The organism is Pectobacterium aroidearum, assembly GCF_041228105.1.
Classification (GTDB): domain Bacteria; phylum Pseudomonadota; class Gammaproteobacteria; order Enterobacterales; family Enterobacteriaceae; genus Pectobacterium; species Pectobacterium aroidearum.
Window position 1 is genome coordinate 2865137 of record NZ_CP166097.1, and the last position, 19363, is coordinate 2884499.

Consider the following 19363-nt stretch of genomic DNA (forward strand, 5'->3'; position numbering starts at 1 on the left):
ATGTATACCCGCCTTACTTAAACTGTTTGAGGAAACGCAGATCGTTTTCGAAGAATGCACGCAGATCGGTCACGCCATAGCGCAGCATCGTCAGGCGCTCCATACCCATACCGAACGCGAAGCCGGAATACACTTCTGGATCGATACCGACATTACGCAGGACATTCGGGTGCACCATGCCGCAACCCAGAACTTCCAGCCATTTGCCGTTTTTACCCATCACATCTACTTCAGCGGACGGCTCGGTAAACGGGAAATAAGAAGGACGGAAGCGAACCTGCAAATCTTCCTCAAAGAAATTACGCAGGAAATCATGCAGCGTACCTTTCAGGTTGGTGAAGCTGATGTCTTTATCGACGATCAACCCTTCCATCTGATGGAACATCGGCGTGTGGGTCTGATCGTAATCGTTACGATAGACGCGACCCGGCGCAATGATACGAATAGGCGGCTGCTGCTTTTCCATCGTACGAATCTGAACGCCAGACGTCTGCGTACGCAGCAGGCGTGTCGCATCAAACCAGAACGTGTCGTGATCAGCGCGCGCAGGGTGATGCCCAGGAATATTCAGCGCATCAAAGTTGTGGTAGTCATCTTCGATTTCAGGCCCGGTTACAACGGAGAAGCCCAGTTCGCCGAAGAAGGTTTCGATGCGATCGATAGTACGCGTTACCGGATGCAGACCACCGTTCTCAATCGTACGGCCCGGCAGAGATACATCGATGGTTTCTTGCGCCAGACGCGCATTTAACTCCGCGGATTCCAGCGTGTGCTTACGGGCATTCAGCGCGTCTTGAACGTCTTGCTTAGCCTGATTAATGACGGCACCCGCAGCAGGGCGTTCTTCAGCCGGCAACTCGCGCAGCGAGGTCATCTGAAGGGTTAAGTGACCTTTTTTACCCAGATATTCGACACGCACATTTTCCAGTGCGGCAACATCCTGGGCCTCTTCTATAGCTGTTCTGGCTTTAGCAACCAGCTCTGCGAGATGTGGCATTGTGTTCCTCTTTTTCTGCCTATGTGGCCAACGGTCATGATTGAAGAATGTCGTTTTACTAAAGCGATGAATATTACTAAAAACAATAGCAAAAACCGATTGTTGTAAACAAAAAAGCCTCCCTGAGGGAGGCTTAAGCGCTACTTTTCGTTTCTTTTCTTACGCGCAAAGCCCCCTGAGTTCAGGCGCTAAAGTAAAAAAAGAAACGGAAAATAGCAGCATTCATACCTGCGTTACCTTGTCTTGAGAATCACAAAAAGTGTCGAGAATAATAAAACGACCTGTGGCACTTGACGAAAAGAGGGAGCCAAAGCTCCCTCTCTCAACTGACTTACGCCAGGGCTGCTTTCGCTTTTTCGACCAGAGCGCTGAACGCTAATTTGTCGAATACGGCGATATCAGCCAGAATCTTACGGTCAATTTCAACAGAGGCTTTTTTCAGGCCGTTGATGAATTTGCTGTAAGACAAGCCATTTTGACGGGCTGCTGCATTGATACGTGCAATCCACAGCTGACGGAATTGACGTTTACGTTGACGACGGTCGCGGTAAGCGTATTGACCAGCTTTGATTACTGCCTGGAAGGCAACACGATAAACACGCGAACGGGCACCGTAGTAACCTTTCGCTTGTTTCAGTATTTTCTTGTGACGTGCACGGGCAACTACACCACGTTTTACGCGAGCCATATGCTCTCTCCTAAAGTCTTATTCTGAATTAAAAAAAGGTTACTTATGCGTACGGCAGACATGCGACAACCAGGCCCAGATCTCCTTTGGAGACCATGCCTTTCGGACGCAGGTGACGTTTACGCTTAGTCGATTTTTTGGTCAGAATATGACGCAGGTTAGCATGCTTACGCTTGAAACCACCACCGGCGGTTTTTTTGAAGCGTTTAGCGGCGCCACGTACTGTTTTAATCTTTGGCATTTTTATTTCCACTTCGCATTGTTAATAAAACGAATCAGATAAGGCGAACAAAACCGCACAAATTTATTGCTTAACGCAAGAAAAGCAGTGTGGTCCTGTTACTTGAATGCCTTACTGTTTCTTCTTCGGTGCTAGCACCATGATCATCTGACGGCCTTCGATCTTCGTAGGGAAGGATTCGACGACAGCCAGTTCACTCAGATCGTCACGAACGCGGTTAAGCACTTCGATACCAATCTGTTGGTGCGCCATTTCACGCCCGCGGAAACGCAGTGTGATTTTGGCTTTGTCACCATCTTCCAGAAAGCGAATCAGGTTGCGTAGTTTGACCTGATAGTCGCCATCATCGGTACCAGGTCGGAATTTGATTTCCTTGACCTGAATAACTTTTTGCTTCTTCTTCTGTTCCTTTGTGGCCTTACTCTTCTCATAGAGGAACTTGCCGTAATCCATGATTCGGCAAACCGGCGGCTCGGCATTCGGACTGATTTCAACTAAATCAACACCTGCTTCCTCGGCTTTTTCTAATGCTTCATTCAGACTGACAATGCCAAGCTGTTCGCCTTCGACGCCTGTCAGGCGTACCTCATGTGCGCGAATTTCTCTGTTGATGCGATTAGGACGCGCCGGTTGAACTCGTTTTCCGCCTTTAATACCTTATTCCTCCAATTGATGAAGACTACGGCTGCGAATCTCTTGCTGCAGCTTACTGATGACTTCACTGACATCCAGGCTCCCCAGGTCTTTACCGCGACGAGTACGGACAGCAACTTTTCCTGCCTCAACTTCTTTGTCGCCACAAACCAACATATAGGGAACCCGCCGTAAAGTGTGCTCGCGGATTTTAAAGCCTATCTTCTCATTTCTCAAGTCTGCTTTTACTCGAATGCCCGCTTCTTGCAGTTTTCGGGTCAATTCGTTGACATAATCAGACTGAGTATCCGTGATATTCATAATCACTACTTGAACCGGAGCTAACCAGGTTGGGAAGAAACCGGCGAATTCTTCGGTCAGAATACCGATGAAACGCTCCATTGATCCCAAAATAGCCCGGTGAATCATAACCGGCACCTGACGTTCGTTGCTTTCGCCAACGTAAGACGCATTCAGGCGACCCGGTAATGAAAAGTCGAGTTGCACCGTACCACACTGCCACGCACGATCCAAACAGTCATGCAGGGTAAATTCAATTTTTGGGCCGTAGAACGCCCCTTCACCCGGCTGATAGTCAAATTCGATGTTATTTTCAGTCAACGCTGCGGCCAAATCGGCTTCAGCACGATCCCACATCTCATCGCTACCAATGCGCTTTTCAGGACGTGTAGACAGTTTCACCACGATTTTTTCAAAACCGAAGGTGCTGTACATGTCATACACCATCTTAATGCAGCTGTTCACTTCATCGCGAACCTGCTCTTCCGTACAGAAGATGTGCGCATCGTCCTGGGTAAAACCACGCACGCGCATTAAGCCATGCAGAGAGCCTGATGGTTCATTACGGTGACAGCTACCGAACTCAGCCATACGCAGCGGCAGATCGCGGTATGATTTCAATCCCTGATTGAAAATCTGTACGTGACCCGGGCAGTTCATCGGCTTGATGCAGTATTCACGGTTCTCTGATGAGGTCGTGAACATCGCTTCTTTGTAGTTTTCCCAGTGACCGGTTTTTTCCCACATCACGCGATCCATCATGAATGGACCTTTTACTTCCTGATACTGGTACGACTTCAGCTTCATACGCACAAACGCTTCCAACTCACGGAAGATCGTCCAACCGTCGTTGTGCCAGAACACCATACCCGGCGCTTCTTCCTGCATGTGATACAGGTCCAGCTGTTTGCCGATCTTGCGATGGTCGCGCTTAGCAGCTTCCTCCAGACGTTGCAGGTAAGAAGCCAACTGCTTTTTATCTGCCCAGGCAGTGCCGTAGATGCGTTGCAGCATTTTGTTTTTGCTGTCGCCGCGCCAGTAGGCGCCTGACGTTTTCTGCAATTTGAAATGATGGCAGAAACGCATATTCGGTACGTGCGGACCACGGCACATATCGATGTATTCTTCATGGTGATACAGACCCGGACGATCATCGCGACTGATGTTCTCATCCAGAATCGCCATTTTGTAGGTCTCACCGCGTGCAGCGAACGCGTCGCGCGCTTCCTGCCAGCTGACTTTTTTCTTAATGACGTCATAGTCAGTGTCAGCAAGTTCGTGCATACGCTTTTCGAGCAGTTCAATATCTTCCTGAGTCAGGGTACGGTCGATATCTACGTCATAGTAAAAACCGTTATCGATAACCGGACCAATCGCCATTTTGGTATCTGGCCACAATTGCTTGATCGCATGACCCAACAAATGCGCACAGGAGTGGCGAATAATTTCCAGACCTGCTTCATCTTTGGCAGTGATGATGGCTAACTGCGCATCGGTATCGATCTTATCGCTGGCGTCAACTAACTCGCCATTGACACGTCCGGCGATACAGGCTTTTGCCAGACCGGGACCGATATCAAGTGCAACATCCAGGGGAGAAACGGCATGGTCGTAATGACGCTGACTTCCATCAGGAAGGGTGATAACTGGCATTATAATTCCCTTATTTACAGTGGTGAGCCACACGAAAGCTCACATGCAAAAAATCGTATATCAATTGAAAATCAAAAGTGTTAACCATGCTATTCCTCTGTACTCTGTGAAATATATACACATGATGCACACGACTAAAGGCGTGCACTAGCGTGACATGGATAACGTCGGCGACAATAATACACCTTATAAGTGGTGTGTTAAAGCCAGATGGGTAGCCTGTGCATCGTTACCGCGTGATGAACAGGCCACGGAAGTGTTTACTGTGTTTGCGTCGATTTCAACGCCGCGTTATTTTTGCGGGAAAATCGGAAACCAAGCCAAATAACAGCAATCCAGAACGGAATTAAAATGACCGAAATGCGAATTCCCGGCGACAGCAGCATAATCACTAAAATCCCCGCCAGAAACGCCAGACACACGTAATTGCCCCACGGATACCAGAAGGCTTTGAATGCAGGGACAATCCCCTTCTCAATCATCGCCTGACGGAAACGCAGGTGCGCAAAGCAGATCATGATCCAGTTAATCACCAGCGTCGACACCACCAGTGCCATCAGCAGCTCAAAGGCTTTGCCTGGCATCAGGTAGTTGATCGCCACGCCGAAGGATGTCGCTAAGGCTGACAGCGCGATAGAGCGAACGGGAACACCGCGCGCGTTGACCTTCGCGAGAGACTTCGGCGCATTCCCCTGTTTTGCCAAACCGTACAGCATCCGGCTATTACAGTACACGCCGCTGTTGTAAACCGATAACGCTGCTGTCAGTACCACGATGTTAAGTACGTTTGCCACTATATTGCTGTTCAGCGCATGGAAAATAAGAACAAACGGGCTACCGCCATCGACGACATTCCCCCACGGATAAAGTGATAACAAAATAGACAACGCGCCGATATAGAAAATCAGGATGCGGTAAACCACCTGATTAGTCGCCTGAGGGATAGAACGTTTCGGATCGGCAGCTTCTGCAGCGGTGATACCCACCAATTCGAGTCCGCCGAATGAAAACATAATCACGGCCATCGCCATGATCAATCCACTTGCGCCATTCGGCATGAATCCGCCATGAATCCATAAGTTGCGCACCGTGGCTGTTTCGCCGCCATTGCCACTCAGCAGCAACCAGCTACCGAAGACTATCATCCCGACGATGGCCAGCACTTTGATAATGGCAAACCAGAATTCCGTTTCACCAAACATCCGCACATTCACCAAATTGATCAGGTTAATCAGTACGAAGAATATCGCGGCGGACAGCCAGGTTGGTGTCTCAGGCCACCAATATTGGATATAAATCCCCACAGCTGTCAGTTCAGCCATCCCTACCAGAATAAACATCGCCCAGTAGTTCCAACCAGCCAGAAAGCCCGCAAAATCGCCCCAGTATTTATAGGCAAAATGGCTAAATGAACCCGCTACGGGCTCTTCCACCACCATCTCACCCAACTGTCGCATAATCAGAAACGCAATCATTCCCGCAATCGCGTAGCCCAATAAAACGGACGGCCCGGCCATTTGGATTGTCTGCGATATTCCTAAAAACAATCCGGTACCAATAGCGCCACCCAGCGCTATCAGTTGGATATGTCGGTTTTTTAACCCTCGTTTTAAAACCAACTCCTGCTGATCATTTGCTATGTTGTTTTGCGCATTTGCCATGTTGTTTTTGTGCTTCCTGTAAAGCCTTCTTCATTTTTATAACAATGCCCGCTCACGTCATCACTATGAAGGATGACGCAAGCAGGCAAAGGGATAGGGGTTTAAACGCGACACGGTGATAAACCATTAACGTTCAGGGATGACACTTTTAAACGTTAACTCCACGTCATCACGCTCCAACTCGGCGGCCAGCGTTTCGGGCTCACTTTTCTCTGAAGTTTGAGGCAGCAATTTTTTCAATAACGCTAACTGCTGGCGCTGCTGCTCTACGATCTCTTGCAGCAATTTCACTTGCTCATTCGCTCTGACGCTCGCTCGATTAACAAAAAACCAGACCAGCGCGGCCAGCAGCACCACCAGCAAGACAAACACCACTTCTAATATGTTCACAACGACTCCACTTATAACCACTTATGACAGGTACCTGTGGGCTATCTTAACACCGTGGCGTAGCCAAGTTCGATACCCAACCCTATCCGTTACTCATATCGTATCAATGCGCATCGCTATCGTATTGGTGCAAAAAAATAAAAAACGTGGGGAACGTTTTTCAACGTCGTTTGCGACGACCCGCAGGGTGGCGGCAGAGATGGCATTCCATAAAAAAGCCTGTCGACAAGGACAGGCTCAGGAATCGATAGTGAATATCAGAAAGGGTAATCGTGGTAGCCCATTTGCTCAGAGATATTTCTGGCGGCAGTATGCAGCATAGCCACGTATTCGTGTTTGTTTTCTTCTGAAAAACGAATCGTTGGGAAAGAAATACTGAGGCCAGCAATCACAACGCCAAAGCGATCAAATACTGGCACAGCGATACAACGCAGTCCTTCTTCCTGCTCTTCGTTATCTTCTCCGTAACCTTGTCCGCGGACAACGTCTAATTGGTTGAGAAGATCTTCAGCAGTACACAATGTGTGCGGTGTACTACGGGTGAATTCGACAGTCGACAGAACTTCGGCCACTTCGCCACGATCGCGCCATGCCAACAGCACTTTACCGATTGCGGTACTGTGCAGCGGATTACGACGACCAATGCGCGAATACATGCGCAGGTTATACATCGAATCAATCTTGTGGATATAAACGATGCCGTCTTCATCCAACGCGCCAAGGTGGATCGTTTCCCGCGTTAGTGCAGACAACTCACGCATCTGTATATCCGCACTGCGGATTAAATCTACGTTCTGCAATGCTTTTGCACCAAGTTCAAATAACTTGAGCGTTAGCGAATATTTCTCTGATTCACCTTCCTGCGCAACATAGCCCAGGGATTTCATCGTCTGCAAGAAGCGGTAAACGGTACTCTTAGACATCATGACTCGCTGAGAAAGCTCGGTAATACCAATTTCTCTCTCTTCACCTAATGCCTGCAAAATACCAAAAACCTTTAAAACGGACGACACGGAATCGGGTTGTTTATCTAAATCTGCAATAGCCATTTTTGTGGTTACCCTACTCAGGTTTTTTTGTTTTAAAAAAAATAGAACAATGGTTTTAGTATAAAGGGAACGCTTTGATTATGGCAATGGAGCAATAACGATAATCAAGTTGAATTTGAGAAATAACCGCGTCAGAGACTTAATAAAATAATATGTAAGTAAATATTTTAAAATAATCCGCGCCATAAAATGTGACGCGGATTTATTAGTATTATTAGTTCCAGACTGAATCAGGAACCTTCGCCAGATACAGCGCAGGTTTGCCATCTACGTCAGAAGTAAACAGGACTTGTTTATTATCCGGCGTGAAAGAAGGATGTGGGTGAGTTACCTGACGGTCCCCTTCCAATACTTCCCATGATGTATTGTGCTGTGCAATACGGTGTTCTTTGCCGGTTTTCAGGTTGAAAACATACAGGAACGGATCGTTCTCGATTTTGTAGCCGCCATCGTCCTGTACGTCTACTGGTGCATCGGAACCGTCACCCACCAACAGCGTGCCATCATAGTTACTCATCAGGTGAGAACACGGTGGCATGACACGCAGTTGACGATCTTCCAGCGTAACCGGATCAATGCTGCGGATATAGCGATTGCTATCGTCTTTAAGGTAAGAGACATAGATCATCGCGGAACCATCTGGTACCCAGAATTCGTGGGTGCAGCTTTCGCCTTCAGCATGCTCTTTCACTTTACGCATGTTGGTGCCATCTTCGTTGATGAACCACATACGGGCATCAACCAAGTCATGCGGGCCTTCGTGGCAGAAAGCAACCGTGTTGTCATCACCCGGACGGTAGATTGGGTGACCCAGCCACTGATTTTCCTGAAGGATAGTCTGCGCTTCGCCTGTGACCAAATCGACACGAATCAGGCGGCAGCAAGGATTAGTGAAGTAGAATTCCTGGAATTTTTTCCAATCGGTCAGTGGTTTCCAGTCTTCTTTTTTGATCTCAATACCGACCATTTTGGTGCAATCGGAGTTGGCAACCCAGGTACCGTAGCCGACCCAATCGTCAGGCACCTGATAAATTGTTTTCTCTTCCAGCGTAGCCAGATCGACACGCATCAGATTACGGGTATTTTTAACGTAATACAGCGCATCGTCATTCGGAGACAGGAAACCACCGAAGGTGTTGTCGCCTTTACCTTCTGTCAACTGCGTAGCGCTCTGCTCTTTTAAATCCAGCAGATAGTAGTTCCACGGGCCGTCAAACGCAGCACCAAACAGCAGCTTACTGCCGTCGTTGAAGAAACACTTCTGGTAGAAATAATTGCGATGGCAGATAACATCGGGCGGGGTTAAACGCACAACTTCGGTGCCGGTTGCTGAATCCTGGTAGGTATGGAACGTTAGGGGGATCTTGTTACCTTTGGCCATCCGTAAATCCTTAGAACTTGTCATGAAGAATCTGACGCCACACGCAGATACTCTTCGACAACCTGACATTCCGAACGCCAGACAAACGGGTTACCCCGACATCGGTTGTTCAAAAATCAGGCCACCAATCTCACGCGAGACGCCTGTTATATCGGCATTATAGAAACAATGTTTCATTTTTCCGTGATCGTGGTTTTATTTTATAAAACATTCTTTCTCTTTTCACCACCTGTTTCAGATCTAATGAAAACACATGGAGAGAGAAAGCACAGGTTGGCTGAATCAATAAACGCAGAAATAACAAAGGCCCGAATGGGCCTTTGGGAAGAGAATATCGTGAATTACTTCAGGTAATCACCGGAGCGCAGCGCTTCAATGCGCTTATCCAACGGCGGGTGAGACATAAACAGTTCGCTGAAGGATTTTGATTTACCGTTGATACAGAAAGCCATCATGCTGCTTTCCTCTTGCGGTTCATAACTGGTCTTCAGGCGCTGCAGTGCAGCGATCATTTTCTCACGCCCCACCAGCTTGGCGGAACCCGCATCTGCATGGAATTCACGGTAGCGTGAGAACCACATGGTAATAATGCTGGCAAGAATACCAAACACCAGTTCCAGCACGGTTGCGACAGCAAAATAAACCAGCGGGTTGCCGTTACTGCTTTCACCTTCATCACGGTTGCCGGACAGGAAACCGGAAACGACCTGAGCGATCAGACGAGAAACGAAGATAACGAAGGTGTTCACTATCCCCTGAACCAACGTCATGGTCACCATGTCGCCATTTGCGATGTGGCTGATTTCATGCGCGATAACAGCTTCTGCTTCGTCACGGCTCATGTTTTGCAACAAACCGGTACTGACTGCCACCAGCGATGCATCGCGGCGGGCGCCCGTCGCAAACGCATTGATGTCCGGCGCGTGGTAGATTGCCACTTGCGGCATCGCGATCCCTGCCTGCTGTGACTGTGTACGAACGGTTTCCACCAGCCAACGTTCAGTTTCGTTACGTGGTTGTTCAATGACTTCACCGCCAACGGACCGTAACGCCATCCATTTAGACATCAGCAGTGAAACAAACGCACCGCCAAAGCCAAACAGCCCAGCCATAATCATTAAGCCCTGGACACTGCTGGACTGAATTCCCGTCAGGCTGAGTACCAGCCCGAAAACCAACATCACCGCCAGGTTGGTGATCAGGAAAAGCGCAATACGCATCATAAAGGTCTGATTTCCTCTCGCAGAAAAATAAAGTTTGCAACACCTACATCGTATGGGTTGCCGTGGCATTTTCAAGCATTCTTAACTTTTCAGTTACTAAATCCACATAACTTTACATTTTTCAAAAGGAAAGCAGCGTCCTGCCTGCTGTTAATCCTGCGGCAAATCAGCGCGACAGCGCCGATCGAAAATCAATAAACGCATCAGCGTGATCGACCTGAATTGCCCCCACCCCGGCGTGAATCAATGCTCCCCATACGGCTTCAGGATCCGCTAAGGCGCGCGTATCGCTATAGTCGAGAGAATGCGAGCAATCCAGCGTGTTCACCCAAATCCTCACCCCAAGCCGTTGAAACTCGGCATACGCTTCGATCACTGCATCAATATGATCAAAATTGGCTTCCACAATAGCGACGCCAATGTCATCAACCTGCCGCAGAATGCCGGCAGTTTCTCCCCGCTTGAGGTGGATCATCGGCATATAGGGTATCTGGGTATCCCGCGACGGTGATGCAATGGGAAAAGAGGCAGATGCAAGATCAACCGGACTTTTCATGATCACGCCAGAACTCAAGCCTTTATCGCGAATATCGCGGGCAATCACATCAAATTCTCGCGCATGTTTAACATCCACGTTGATGACAACCCGTCCTCGCGCCTCTTCGAGAACTTCATATAACAGCGGCACCTTTTCGTCACTCAATGGCCATGCCAAATCGCCGTCGCTCCCGCGCAGACGCGCTCGACGAATTTCTGCTAGCGTCATCTGACTAACGCGACCGCGCATATCGCTCGTGCGATCGAGCGTGTCATCATGAATCACCACAACGTGGCTATCTGCCGTCAATTGCGCATCAATCTCTACGATATCAACGCCCAGACGAATCGCCTCGCGTAGCGCTGCCAGCGAATTTTCCGGTGCCGATGCCCAAACGCCGCGATGTGCGACGGCCAGAACTGTCGCATTTTGCGCCGCGATGACACTCTGAGTCATACCTTTATTTTGCTTTGTCATCAGTCGAAAGCTCCAAATAAACGGGGAATATCACGAATGACGGGAAACCGACTGCGCGAAATGCTGCAACAGGAGATCGCCCCGCGAAACCACATTGTCCAGCGCCTGTTGTGGCGTTTCCTGTTCTGCCCATACTTTCTCCAGCTCTTCATCCATGATGGTGCGAATTTGCGGCATATTGCCCAAGCGGAACCCGCGCGTATAAGGCAGTGGCGGTTTATTGGTAAGCTGTTTCATAGCAACATCGCTGCCGGGGTATCTGACATAAAACCCCTGCTCGCGCGTGAGTTCGTAAGCGGGTTGTGTCACTGGCAGATAGCCCGTCATCTGATGCCATTCGGCCGCATTTTCCGGCAGCGTCAGGAAATGCAGGAATTCAGCAATACCTTGATAATGCGAGGTCGCTTTCCCTTTCATGACCCAAAGGCTTGCTCCGCCGATAAACGTATTCTGTGGCGCGCCTTTAACTTCTTCGCTGTAGGGCAGCATGCCTACACCGTAGTGAAATTTGGCATAGTTCTGAATCTTGCGTAGCCCGCCCGATGAGGTGGTCAAGATGCCGCAGTCGCCGTTATAAAAGCGCGCAGTGCCCTCATCATTGCGGCCGAAATAGCTGAATTCGTTCTTTTTCATCATCTCCGCAAGCTGGGTAATGTGTGCGACCTGTAACGGACCGTTCACCAACAGATGCGCATCGACACCGTCGAAACCATTGTTTTTCGTCGCGATCGGCAGCCCGTTCCACACACTAAACGCTTCCAGTAATATCCAGCCCTGCTGCCCCGCATTCGTGTAGCCGCACGTCATCCCACTCTGACGCAATCGCGCCGCATCGTACTCCAGCTCATTCCAGGTTCGCGGTGGCTTATCAGGATCGAGCCCAGCCTTAATAAACGCATCTTTGTTGTAGTAAAGAACGGGCGTTGAACTGTTAAACGGCTGGGAAATCAGATGTCCGGTCTGGCTGTCGCTGTAAAACAGCGCCACTGCGGGCAGAAAGGCTTTTTCGTCATTATCGATACCCACCTGTTTGAACAGGTCGAACACCGGGATAATCGCCCCGCTGTGTATCATATTCGGCGTACCAACATCATAAACCTGCAAAATATCCGGGGCGTTACCGGTGCGATAAGCGGCAATACCCGCGGCCAGCGTCTGTTCATAGCTGCCCTTATAGATGGGTTCAACATGGTACAGGGTCTGAGATTCGTTAAATCGGTTGACCAACCGTATCAATTCCGTGTTCAGGTTGCTGTCCATGCCATGCCAAAACGTCAGTTCAACGGCTGCCTTGGCAGACAGCGGGACGAGCAAGACCATATTTAACAGCATCAGAAAAACGGACGTGAACCTAAACCGAATCGTCATGATGTTTTCTCCGGTACTCTTTGTTTTTAGGAAAAAATCTCTGCTTTTATGAAAGTGTCGTTTTGGAAAATGTGTTTTAGGAAAACGCGGCACTGATAACGACGCTAGGATTTACCTGTGACATGGAGATGACTGGGGAAGTGGTGAACTGTATCGCGATATTTCAGCAAGTAAGAGAGGGCTATGACAGGACAATCTTGTGGCGAGCAGAACGTCGTCTGCCCGCCACGATATGCAATTAACTTTGTGCGTGTGCCATATCCGCACGTAGTGAAGTGCTGACCGATTGATGTTTAGGTGGTTTGACCCACAAGGTAATCAGCAGAGAAACGACAGACATAATGATGATTGCCATAAATGTAGCCTGGAAGCCCCCTAGCTGAGCGGCGATAAACGAGCCAGACAACGCGCCAATGCCGAATCCCTGATAAATGACGCCGTAGTTTTTACTGTGATTTTTCAGGCCAAAGAAGTCGCCGACAATCGCAGGGAATACCGTAATATTGCCACCAAAGCAGAAAGCAATCGCGCTGACACAGATAAAGAACAGCACCGGATTCAGCGGCAGGAATGTCATCACGGAGACCGCGAGAATCGTCACGAACAGCGTAAAACTGATTACCCGCATACGCCCGACACTGTCAGAAAGCGCGCCAAGTACAATACGTCCCACGGTATTAAAAATTGCAATCGCCGACACGGCATTCGCCGCCATCGCCATATCCATTCCGGCCATTTGTACACCGATATCTTTTACAATACCGATCAAATACAGGCCACTCATGCATGCGGTGAAGAAGATAATAAACAGCAAATACGATTCTTTCGTTGCCAACATTTCAGCCAGTGAGAAATCACGTGTCTGTCCCTGAACCGCAGTCTGTTGAACCGGAACCGCAGCAGGCTCTTTCAGCAGTGAGCTGCCGACCAGAATCATCGCCATGACGATAACGCCCCAGTAGAAAAAGGCTTCCGACACACCGACTTCCGCAATCAAAAAGCTGTTTACGTATTTGAACAGCAGGCTTCCGGTACCAAATGCGCCAACAGAAATCCCCGCGATTAATCCTTTGCGATTAGGGAACCATTTGATCAGGTTGGACAGCGTCGTGATGTAAGCCGTACCGTCAGCAAAACCAACAACCACGCCCATTAGCAGGTAAATCAGCGTCAGCGACGGGCTCACCGCACTCGCCATCAGCCCTGCCCCGAGCGCAATACCAGCAACCATGGTCAAACGACGCAGACCAATACGCTCCTGAAACTTACCGGCAAATAGCGTGGCAAATGCCAGACAGAAACTGGTGATGGAAAACGTTGTTGCTACTGAACTCAGCGTCCAGCCAAATTTGTCCACCAGCGGCTGATTGAACAAACTCCAGGTGTAAATCGTGCCAAGTCCCATTTGGGTGATAATGGTCCCGAGGACAATCAATCCCCGATTAGCAGGTTTGGTATTCATGGGTTTTCCCCTACATCAAAAAGTGGTCCGATTCACTCGGTACGCTAAAAAATATAAGCTGATGTGGAGACGGAAAAATCTATCAAGACACTGTCAGCTTATGGGCTGAAGCCAGTATACAAGCGGGCTGACAGTGGTTGATCGAATGGGGAATGAGATGCCTGAAACGCGGAATGAAATGCCTTTAAAGACGCATCAATGACCTGAATGCCTTTATCTTGCTCCGGCTTACCGGCACTTCAAAATCCAGATCGTTCAATCGCAGGATATAAGTGTTGTTAAACCACGGCACAATTTCACGGATTTTCGTCAGGTTGACGCAGTAAGAACGGTGGCAGCGGAAGAAGTACTCTTCCGGTAAACGGCTACAGAATTCCGTAATATTCATCGGCATGATGAATTCCTCACGTCGGGTATAAACCAGCGTGACCTTTTCCTGCGCCGCGGCGTAATAGATATTGTTAATATCCGTCACGATAATTCGCTCGTCTTTCATCAGGTTAATGGTGTGCTGTGCGCTTCTCGGTGCGCCAGACGCCGCGCCGGTTTCGACAGCGGGTGCCATTTTCTGCTGTTGCCAGGTCGCTTCCAGCTTACGCAGCATCGTGACAATACGTGATTCATGATACGGCTTAAGAATGTAATCAAAGGCTTCGACCTCAAAGGCCTCCACCGCATGTTCTTTGTACGCGGTAATAAAAATAATGTAGGGCTTATGTGCAAATTTGCTGATATTTTGCGCCAGCCAGACGCCGTCCAACGAGGGAATATTGATATCCAGAAAGATCGCATCGACCTCGTTATGTTGCAGATACTTCAGTACATCCAGCCCGTCATCAAATGTCGCCTCAATCGTAATATTACTGTGCTGTTTGATGAGGTAACTCAGCTCTTGCTGCGCGAGGAACTCATCTTCAACAATAATGGCTTTCATGGGTTGCCTCCTGTTTGTTCAGCAGCAGAATATCCCGGCTGCGGCACCTGAACGGTATCCGGCAAGGCCGACGGTATTTTATCTTCTCGTGGGATGTAGAAATAAATCTCGGTTCCGGGTTCCAGACGGCGAATATGCAGACCATCACCATAGAGCAGGCGAACCCGGTGATGGACATTCAGCAGGCCGATTTTATTCCCCGGTAGTTCATTGCGCGCGACGCGATCCATCGTTTCCTGACTGATGCCGTGCCCCGTGTCTTTTACCGCCACCAGCAATCTGTCGCCCAGTTCCTTCACAGACAGCACCACGGTTCCTTTACCTCTGCAAGGCTGAATACCATGCACAATCGCGTTTTCTACCAGCGGCTGAATTAATAAGCTGGGGATCTTATACGCCAGATCGTCATCGATGTCGTAAATCACCGTGAGCTTGGCGCCAAATCGCGCCTGCTCAATCGCGATATAATCCTGTATTTGGTACAGCTCTTTTTTTATATCGATCAGCGCATCATCGTTAAGCTCAAGGTTATAGCGCAAATACCGAGACAGATTGATCACCAACTGACGCGCGGTATCGGGATTAATACGAATCGATGAGGAGATCGCGTTCAACGCATTAAAAAGAAAGTGCGGATTGATTTTACTTTGCAGCGCTCTCAGCTCCGCCTTATTTGCCATATCACGCAGTTGCTCGGTGCGGGATACCTCAATTTGCGTTGACATGATTTGTGATAAACCGACGGCCATCACGCGTAATGAATAGGTAATTTTGTGGGCATGGCGATAATAGATTTTCAGCGTCCCGGTCACCTGCCCATGTTCCCACAACGGAATGACAATCATAGAATGGATTTCCGGCGTCAGGTGCTGTTCATCATTATTTTTAATGATGATTTTCCCGTCATGAATCGCCTGTTGCGTCATTGGGCTGATAATATCGTGGCCGATATTATATTTTTCTTCCCCAATCCCCACATAAGCCTGAATATGCTGCGTATTCGTTATCGCCACCGCGTCCGCATTAATCTCGGTGCGAATAATGCGACAGATAGCCGTCAGTGAATCACTGTTGATATTACGGAAATACGGCAGAGTTTTATGCGCGATATCCAGTGCGAGCTTGGCTTGTCTGGCAGCAATCACCTCTTTTTCATTCGCCACGCTCTGTACCAGCAAGACGATCAGGCCAATACAGACAGAGCCGAGAATCATCGGCACCGCAATTTTTGAAACAATATCCAGCCCTAACGCGATAGGCGTCGCCCATGCGACAACCAACAGCATAGTTAACGACTCACATAACATGCCGCCCAGAATCCCGATGCTCCACTGCTGCTCTTTTTTGACTTTCTTATTGATGTAGCCAGAAGTGATACCGGCGATGATGCTGGTAATCAGGCAAGGCACGGAAGTGATACCATCGATATCAATGAGATAACGGTGCACTCCCGCAATGATACCCGTCGCAATCCCCACCCAGGGGCCGAAGAGAATACCGCCAGACATCACGGCAATGACGCGCACGTTGACGAGCGACCCTTCAACATTAATACCGGAATACGTACCGAACAGCGCAAACAGTGAAAAGATGGCGGTCACTGTCGCTCGCTCTCCCGGCGAGTGTTGCTCTTTTTGCAGTAATTGCCGGAACTGGCGTGTTCTGGTGAGGAAAAACAGGCAAATCAGCATCAGCGCGGCGCGGTCAAAGACCGCAAGGAGCATCTCAAATATTTCGTGCACGGGACATCCGGTACAGGTTTACAAGCCTGCACTATAGAAAAAATGTGATCCGGATTCCACTTTTTAGTCTGTTAGCTGCGTGTGCAGCGCGAAAGTATGAAAGCCAGCGAACGCTGGCTTTTGAGAAAAGAGAGCTCGCACACCGTTATCCGTCTATTTACTAACTTAAACATCTATGGGCTTATTCAATTTCAGTAGCTGAGTAAACTCCTCCGCAGGCATCGGATGCCCAAACAGGTAGCCTTGTGCTTCCTCACACCCTTTGCCCCGCAGTCGTTCGCTCTGTTCTAATGTTTCCACACCCTCTGCAATTACGCCCAAGCCAAAACTTTTCCCGAGATACAGGATCGCCCGGACAATCGCCGCGTCAGGCGGAGATTCACACATGGTTCTGACAAAAGTCTGATCGATCTTCAACCGCGTCACCGGGTAGTTTTTCAGCATACTGAGCGACGCATAGCCCGTTCCATAGTCGTCAAAGGCAATACCGATTCCCACATCACGCAGCGCCTTCAACGGTTGCAGCATATTTTCATCATAACGCAGGATGATATTTTCCGTGATTTCCAGTTCCAGCGAACTTGGCTGCAATCCTGTACGCGCAAGGATATCCATAATTTTTTGCGCCAACATGCCAGTACGAAACTGTGCGCTGAAAAGATTAATGCTGATGCGAAAATAGCGGTCACTCTCCCGACACCATTCCGCCGCCTGCCGGCATGCCGTTTCGACGATCCAATCACCGACTCGCTCAGCCCACGGGCCATTTTCCAGCGCAGTAAGAAAGGCGGCAGGGCTAAGTAACCCTCTTTCTGGGTGACGCCAGCGCAGCAGCGCCTCTGCGCCAACAATCTCATTTGTCGCCAGCTTCACCTGTGGCTGATAAAACATCTCAAATTCATGCTGCTCGTAAGCCCGCACAAACTCGAGCTGGAAGGCATGCTTGGCCTGAAAGACTTCAAGTAGTTCGCGCGTAAAAAAGCGGTAACAGTTTCGACCTTCGGATTTCGCCTGATACAGCGCTAAATCCGCGCTGGTCAAAAGATCCTGCACGGTCAGCCCATATTCTGGATACAACACCGCGCCAATGCTGGCGCTAATATTGATTTGATGATCGTCAATAATCATCGCCTGAGAAATTTCATGAATAATTTGCTCAGCAATTTTGCCCGCGACTTTTTTATCATTCAGACCGGGAAACAACAGCGCAAATTCATCCCCGCCCATTCGCGCCACCACATCACCGGAGCGAACCGTAGCTTTTATTTTTTTAGCAACGTGCACCAGAATATTATCGCCGCTAGAATGTCCCAGGCTGTCATTCACATCTTTAAACCCGTCCAGATCCACCATCATGATGCAGACCGCAGGTTCATTCTTTAGCGCCGTTTCCAGATTGGATGTCAACAGCGTCCGGTTTGCCAATCCGGTTAACGGATCCAGATGCGCCAGCAAAAACAGGCGTTCTTCGTTGCGCCGCCGCTCTGTAATGTCACGCAATATTGCGCCATAGCTAATATTGTCGTTGTCTTCCCACATTGAAACCGACAATTCAACCGGAACCAGGCTACCGCTTTTGGCTTGCACATTCAGTTCCAGCGTCACGCCTTTCATCAGCGAATCACGATCGGTAACCAAGTGATTAAGCTGCACAACAAAGGCATCGGGCACGATGGTATTAATACTGCGGCCAATGATTTCTTCGTCAGTATATTCCAGCATATGTTCCGCAGCGGTATTCCAGAAAGTAATCATCCCCTTCTCATTAACGCACAGAATGGTATCAGGCGAGGTATTGGCAATATTTTCAAAACGAACCTGACTGGCTTTACGCGCCAGCTCCAGACGCCGCATTTCCAGCTTGTCCATCACTAATGAAGCCAGATCCTGCAAATTATGCTCATCACGTTTAGTGAATGTCGATCGGGGTTTCAAGTCGATAATGCATAAGGTGCCAATGGCATGCCCGGACGGCGTAATTAAAGGAATGCCAGCATAAAAACGAATATAAGGAACGCCCACCACCAGCGGGTTATTTCTAAAACGCGCATCCTTGAGTGCATCAGGCACCACCATGATCTTTTTCTTCAGGATCGTATGCGCACAGAAAGAGATATCGCGAGACGTTTCACAAAAAGGAACCCCCACGCTGGCAGCAAACAGTTGGCGTTCAGCCTCCACTAACGACACCAAAACGATAGGCACATTAAAGATGTTAGCGGCCAGGCTAATCAGGTTACTCAGACTCGGGTCAAATAATACGTTCTTAATTCCATACTCACGAAGAGCAGCAAGACGTTTGTCTTCATCTTTGCTTACTGGGGCACGGCTCATGGGTTCCCCCCTCCCATCGTATTTAATGTTCAGATTAGACAAAAATTTAGCTATAAATCCAAAATGTTGCAGCAATGAGCACGATAAGAACAGCGGGCCCGCGTTATCAAACCAAAGCCCCTTCTCTTGCCTAGAATCACGACGCGCGGTGGCTGAGTGTTGAGTATGGCAAAAGATCCAGACTCTATCATCCCTTCGAATCATTAATAATAACAAGTGGAAGTGTCAATTAAGATGATAGATGAAAAGCGAAATAGAAAGATAGCGACGTACTCACAACGTTGAACGATGG

General features: G+C 48.9%; 17 protein-coding genes and 1 other annotated feature. All 17 genes read right to left on the bottom strand.

The features are described 5' to 3' along the window. Nucleotides 1-13: 13 nt before the first annotated feature. Nucleotides 14-997 (bottom strand): phenylalanine--tRNA ligase subunit alpha, encoded by a 984-nt coding sequence (pheS, locus tag AB8809_RS13150; protein WP_015840133.1) that lies wholly within the window; start codon nt 995-997, stop codon nt 14-16. 107 nt (nt 998-1104) lie between these two features. After that, nucleotides 1105-1229 (bottom strand) — a sequence feature (Phe leader region). Further along, nucleotides 1179-1223 (bottom strand): pheST operon leader peptide PheM, encoded by a 45-nt coding sequence (gene pheM / locus AB8809_RS13155; RefSeq protein WP_106120997.1) that lies wholly within the window; start codon nt 1221-1223, stop codon nt 1179-1181. Its footprint overlaps the feature before it by 45 nt. Nucleotides 1230-1328: 99 nt before the next feature. Next, on the bottom strand, nt 1329-1685 hold the full coding sequence (rplT, locus tag AB8809_RS13160) for a 50S ribosomal protein L20 (protein WP_005968887.1): 357 nt from the start codon (nt 1683-1685) through the stop codon (nt 1329-1331). Between the two features lie 43 nt (nt 1686-1728). Further along, nucleotides 1729-1926, bottom strand: a complete 198-nt coding sequence (rpmI, locus tag AB8809_RS13165) for a 50S ribosomal protein L35 (RefSeq protein ID WP_004263702.1) — start codon at nt 1924-1926, stop codon at nt 1729-1731. Nucleotides 1927-2037: 111 nt separating this feature from the next. Further along, entirely contained in the window at nt 2038-2580 is a 543-nt protein-coding gene (gene infC / locus AB8809_RS13170) for a translation initiation factor IF-3 (protein WP_015840132.1), read from the bottom strand. A 3-nt stretch (nt 2581-2583) separates the two neighbouring features. Continuing rightward, a complete protein-coding gene (gene thrS / locus AB8809_RS13175) occupies nt 2584-4512 on the bottom strand; it encodes a threonine--tRNA ligase (RefSeq protein ID WP_015840131.1) in 1929 nt (642 codons plus the stop codon). Nucleotides 4513-4772: 260 nt separating this feature from the next. After that, a complete protein-coding gene (locus AB8809_RS13180; RefSeq protein ID WP_015840130.1) occupies nt 4773-6173 on the bottom strand; it encodes an amino acid permease in 1401 nt (466 codons plus the stop codon). Between the two features lie 126 nt (nt 6174-6299). Further along, complete coding sequence (locus AB8809_RS13185) at nt 6300-6563, bottom strand: YebO family protein (protein ID WP_015840129.1); 264 nt, start codon at nt 6561-6563, stop codon at nt 6300-6302. Nucleotides 6564-6820: 257 nt separating this feature from the next. Continuing rightward, nucleotides 6821-7612, bottom strand: coding sequence for a DNA-binding transcriptional regulator KdgR (gene kdgR / locus AB8809_RS13190; RefSeq protein WP_015840128.1), 792 nt, complete (start codon nt 7610-7612; stop codon nt 6821-6823). A 214-nt stretch (nt 7613-7826) separates the two neighbouring features. Beyond that, nucleotides 7827-8993: an oligogalacturonate lyase gene (gene ogl, locus AB8809_RS13195; protein WP_015840127.1), complete on the bottom strand. Its 1167-nt coding sequence runs from the start codon at nt 8991-8993 to the stop codon at nt 7827-7829. Between the two features lie 341 nt (nt 8994-9334). Further along, nucleotides 9335-10216, bottom strand: coding sequence for a protease HtpX (gene htpX, locus AB8809_RS13200; protein ID WP_015840126.1), 882 nt, complete (start codon nt 10214-10216; stop codon nt 9335-9337). A gap of 166 nt (nt 10217-10382) precedes the next feature. Continuing rightward, nucleotides 10383-11231, bottom strand: coding sequence for a glycerophosphodiester phosphodiesterase family protein (locus AB8809_RS13205; protein ID WP_349856294.1), 849 nt, complete (start codon nt 11229-11231; stop codon nt 10383-10385). A 30-nt stretch (nt 11232-11261) separates the two neighbouring features. Beyond that, entirely contained in the window at nt 11262-12599 is a 1338-nt protein-coding gene (gene ugpB / locus AB8809_RS13210) for a sn-glycerol-3-phosphate ABC transporter substrate-binding protein UgpB (protein WP_369986519.1), read from the bottom strand. A gap of 238 nt (nt 12600-12837) precedes the next feature. Next, complete coding sequence (locus tag AB8809_RS13215; RefSeq protein WP_349856295.1) at nt 12838-14061, bottom strand: OFA family MFS transporter; 1224 nt, start codon at nt 14059-14061, stop codon at nt 12838-12840. Nucleotides 14062-14245: 184 nt separating this feature from the next. Beyond that, nucleotides 14246-14995, bottom strand: coding sequence for a LytTR family DNA-binding domain-containing protein (locus tag AB8809_RS13220; RefSeq protein ID WP_349856296.1), 750 nt, complete (start codon nt 14993-14995; stop codon nt 14246-14248). After that, nucleotides 14992-16737 carry a sensor histidine kinase gene (locus AB8809_RS13225; RefSeq protein ID WP_015840121.1) on the bottom strand — a complete coding sequence of 582 codons (1746 nt, stop codon included), beginning with the start codon at nt 16735-16737 and terminating at the stop codon, nt 14992-14994. The genes AB8809_RS13220 and AB8809_RS13225 overlap by 4 nt, the downstream gene beginning before the upstream one ends. Before the next feature lie 165 nt (nt 16738-16902). After that, nucleotides 16903-19071 carry an EAL domain-containing protein gene (locus AB8809_RS13230; RefSeq protein WP_182099652.1) on the bottom strand — a complete coding sequence of 723 codons (2169 nt, stop codon included), beginning with the start codon at nt 19069-19071 and terminating at the stop codon, nt 16903-16905. Between the last annotated feature and the right edge of the window lie 292 nt (nt 19072-19363).

What these genes read in the sequence shown, in the direction of transcription:
- pheS (WP_015840133.1), bottom strand. Translation starts at nt 997, where the DNA reads ATGCCACATCTCGCAGAGCTGGTTGCTAAAGCCAGAACAGCTATAGAA.
- rplT (WP_005968887.1), bottom strand. Translation starts at nt 1,685, where the DNA reads ATGGCTCGCGTAAAACGTGGTGTAGTTGCCCGTGCACGTCACAAGAAA.
- rpmI (WP_004263702.1), bottom strand. Translation starts at nt 1,926, where the DNA reads ATGCCAAAGATTAAAACAGTACGTGGCGCCGCTAAACGCTTCAAAAAA.
- thrS (WP_015840131.1), bottom strand. Translation starts at nt 4,512, where the DNA reads ATGCCAGTTATCACCCTTCCTGATGGAAGTCAGCGTCATTACGACCAT.
- AB8809_RS13180 (WP_015840130.1), bottom strand. Translation starts at nt 6,173, where the DNA reads ATGGCAAATGCGCAAAACAACATAGCAAATGATCAGCAGGAGTTGGTT.
- kdgR (WP_015840128.1), bottom strand. Translation starts at nt 7,612, where the DNA reads ATGGCTATTGCAGATTTAGATAAACAACCCGATTCCGTGTCGTCCGTT.
- ogl (WP_015840127.1), bottom strand. Translation starts at nt 8,993, where the DNA reads ATGGCCAAAGGTAACAAGATCCCCCTAACGTTCCATACCTACCAGGAT.
- htpX (WP_015840126.1), bottom strand. Translation starts at nt 10,216, where the DNA reads ATGATGCGTATTGCGCTTTTCCTGATCACCAACCTGGCGGTGATGTTG.
- AB8809_RS13205 (WP_349856294.1), bottom strand. Translation starts at nt 11,231, where the DNA reads ATGACAAAGCAAAATAAAGGTATGACTCAGAGTGTCATCGCGGCGCAA.
- ugpB (WP_369986519.1), bottom strand. Translation starts at nt 12,599, where the DNA reads ATGACGATTCGGTTTAGGTTCACGTCCGTTTTTCTGATGCTGTTAAAT.
- AB8809_RS13215 (WP_349856295.1), bottom strand. Translation starts at nt 14,061, where the DNA reads ATGAATACCAAACCTGCTAATCGGGGATTGATTGTCCTCGGGACCATT.
- AB8809_RS13220 (WP_349856296.1), bottom strand. Translation starts at nt 14,995, where the DNA reads ATGAAAGCCATTATTGTTGAAGATGAGTTCCTCGCGCAGCAAGAGCTG.
- AB8809_RS13230 (WP_182099652.1), bottom strand. Translation starts at nt 19,071, where the DNA reads ATGAGCCGTGCCCCAGTAAGCAAAGATGAAGACAAACGTCTTGCTGCT.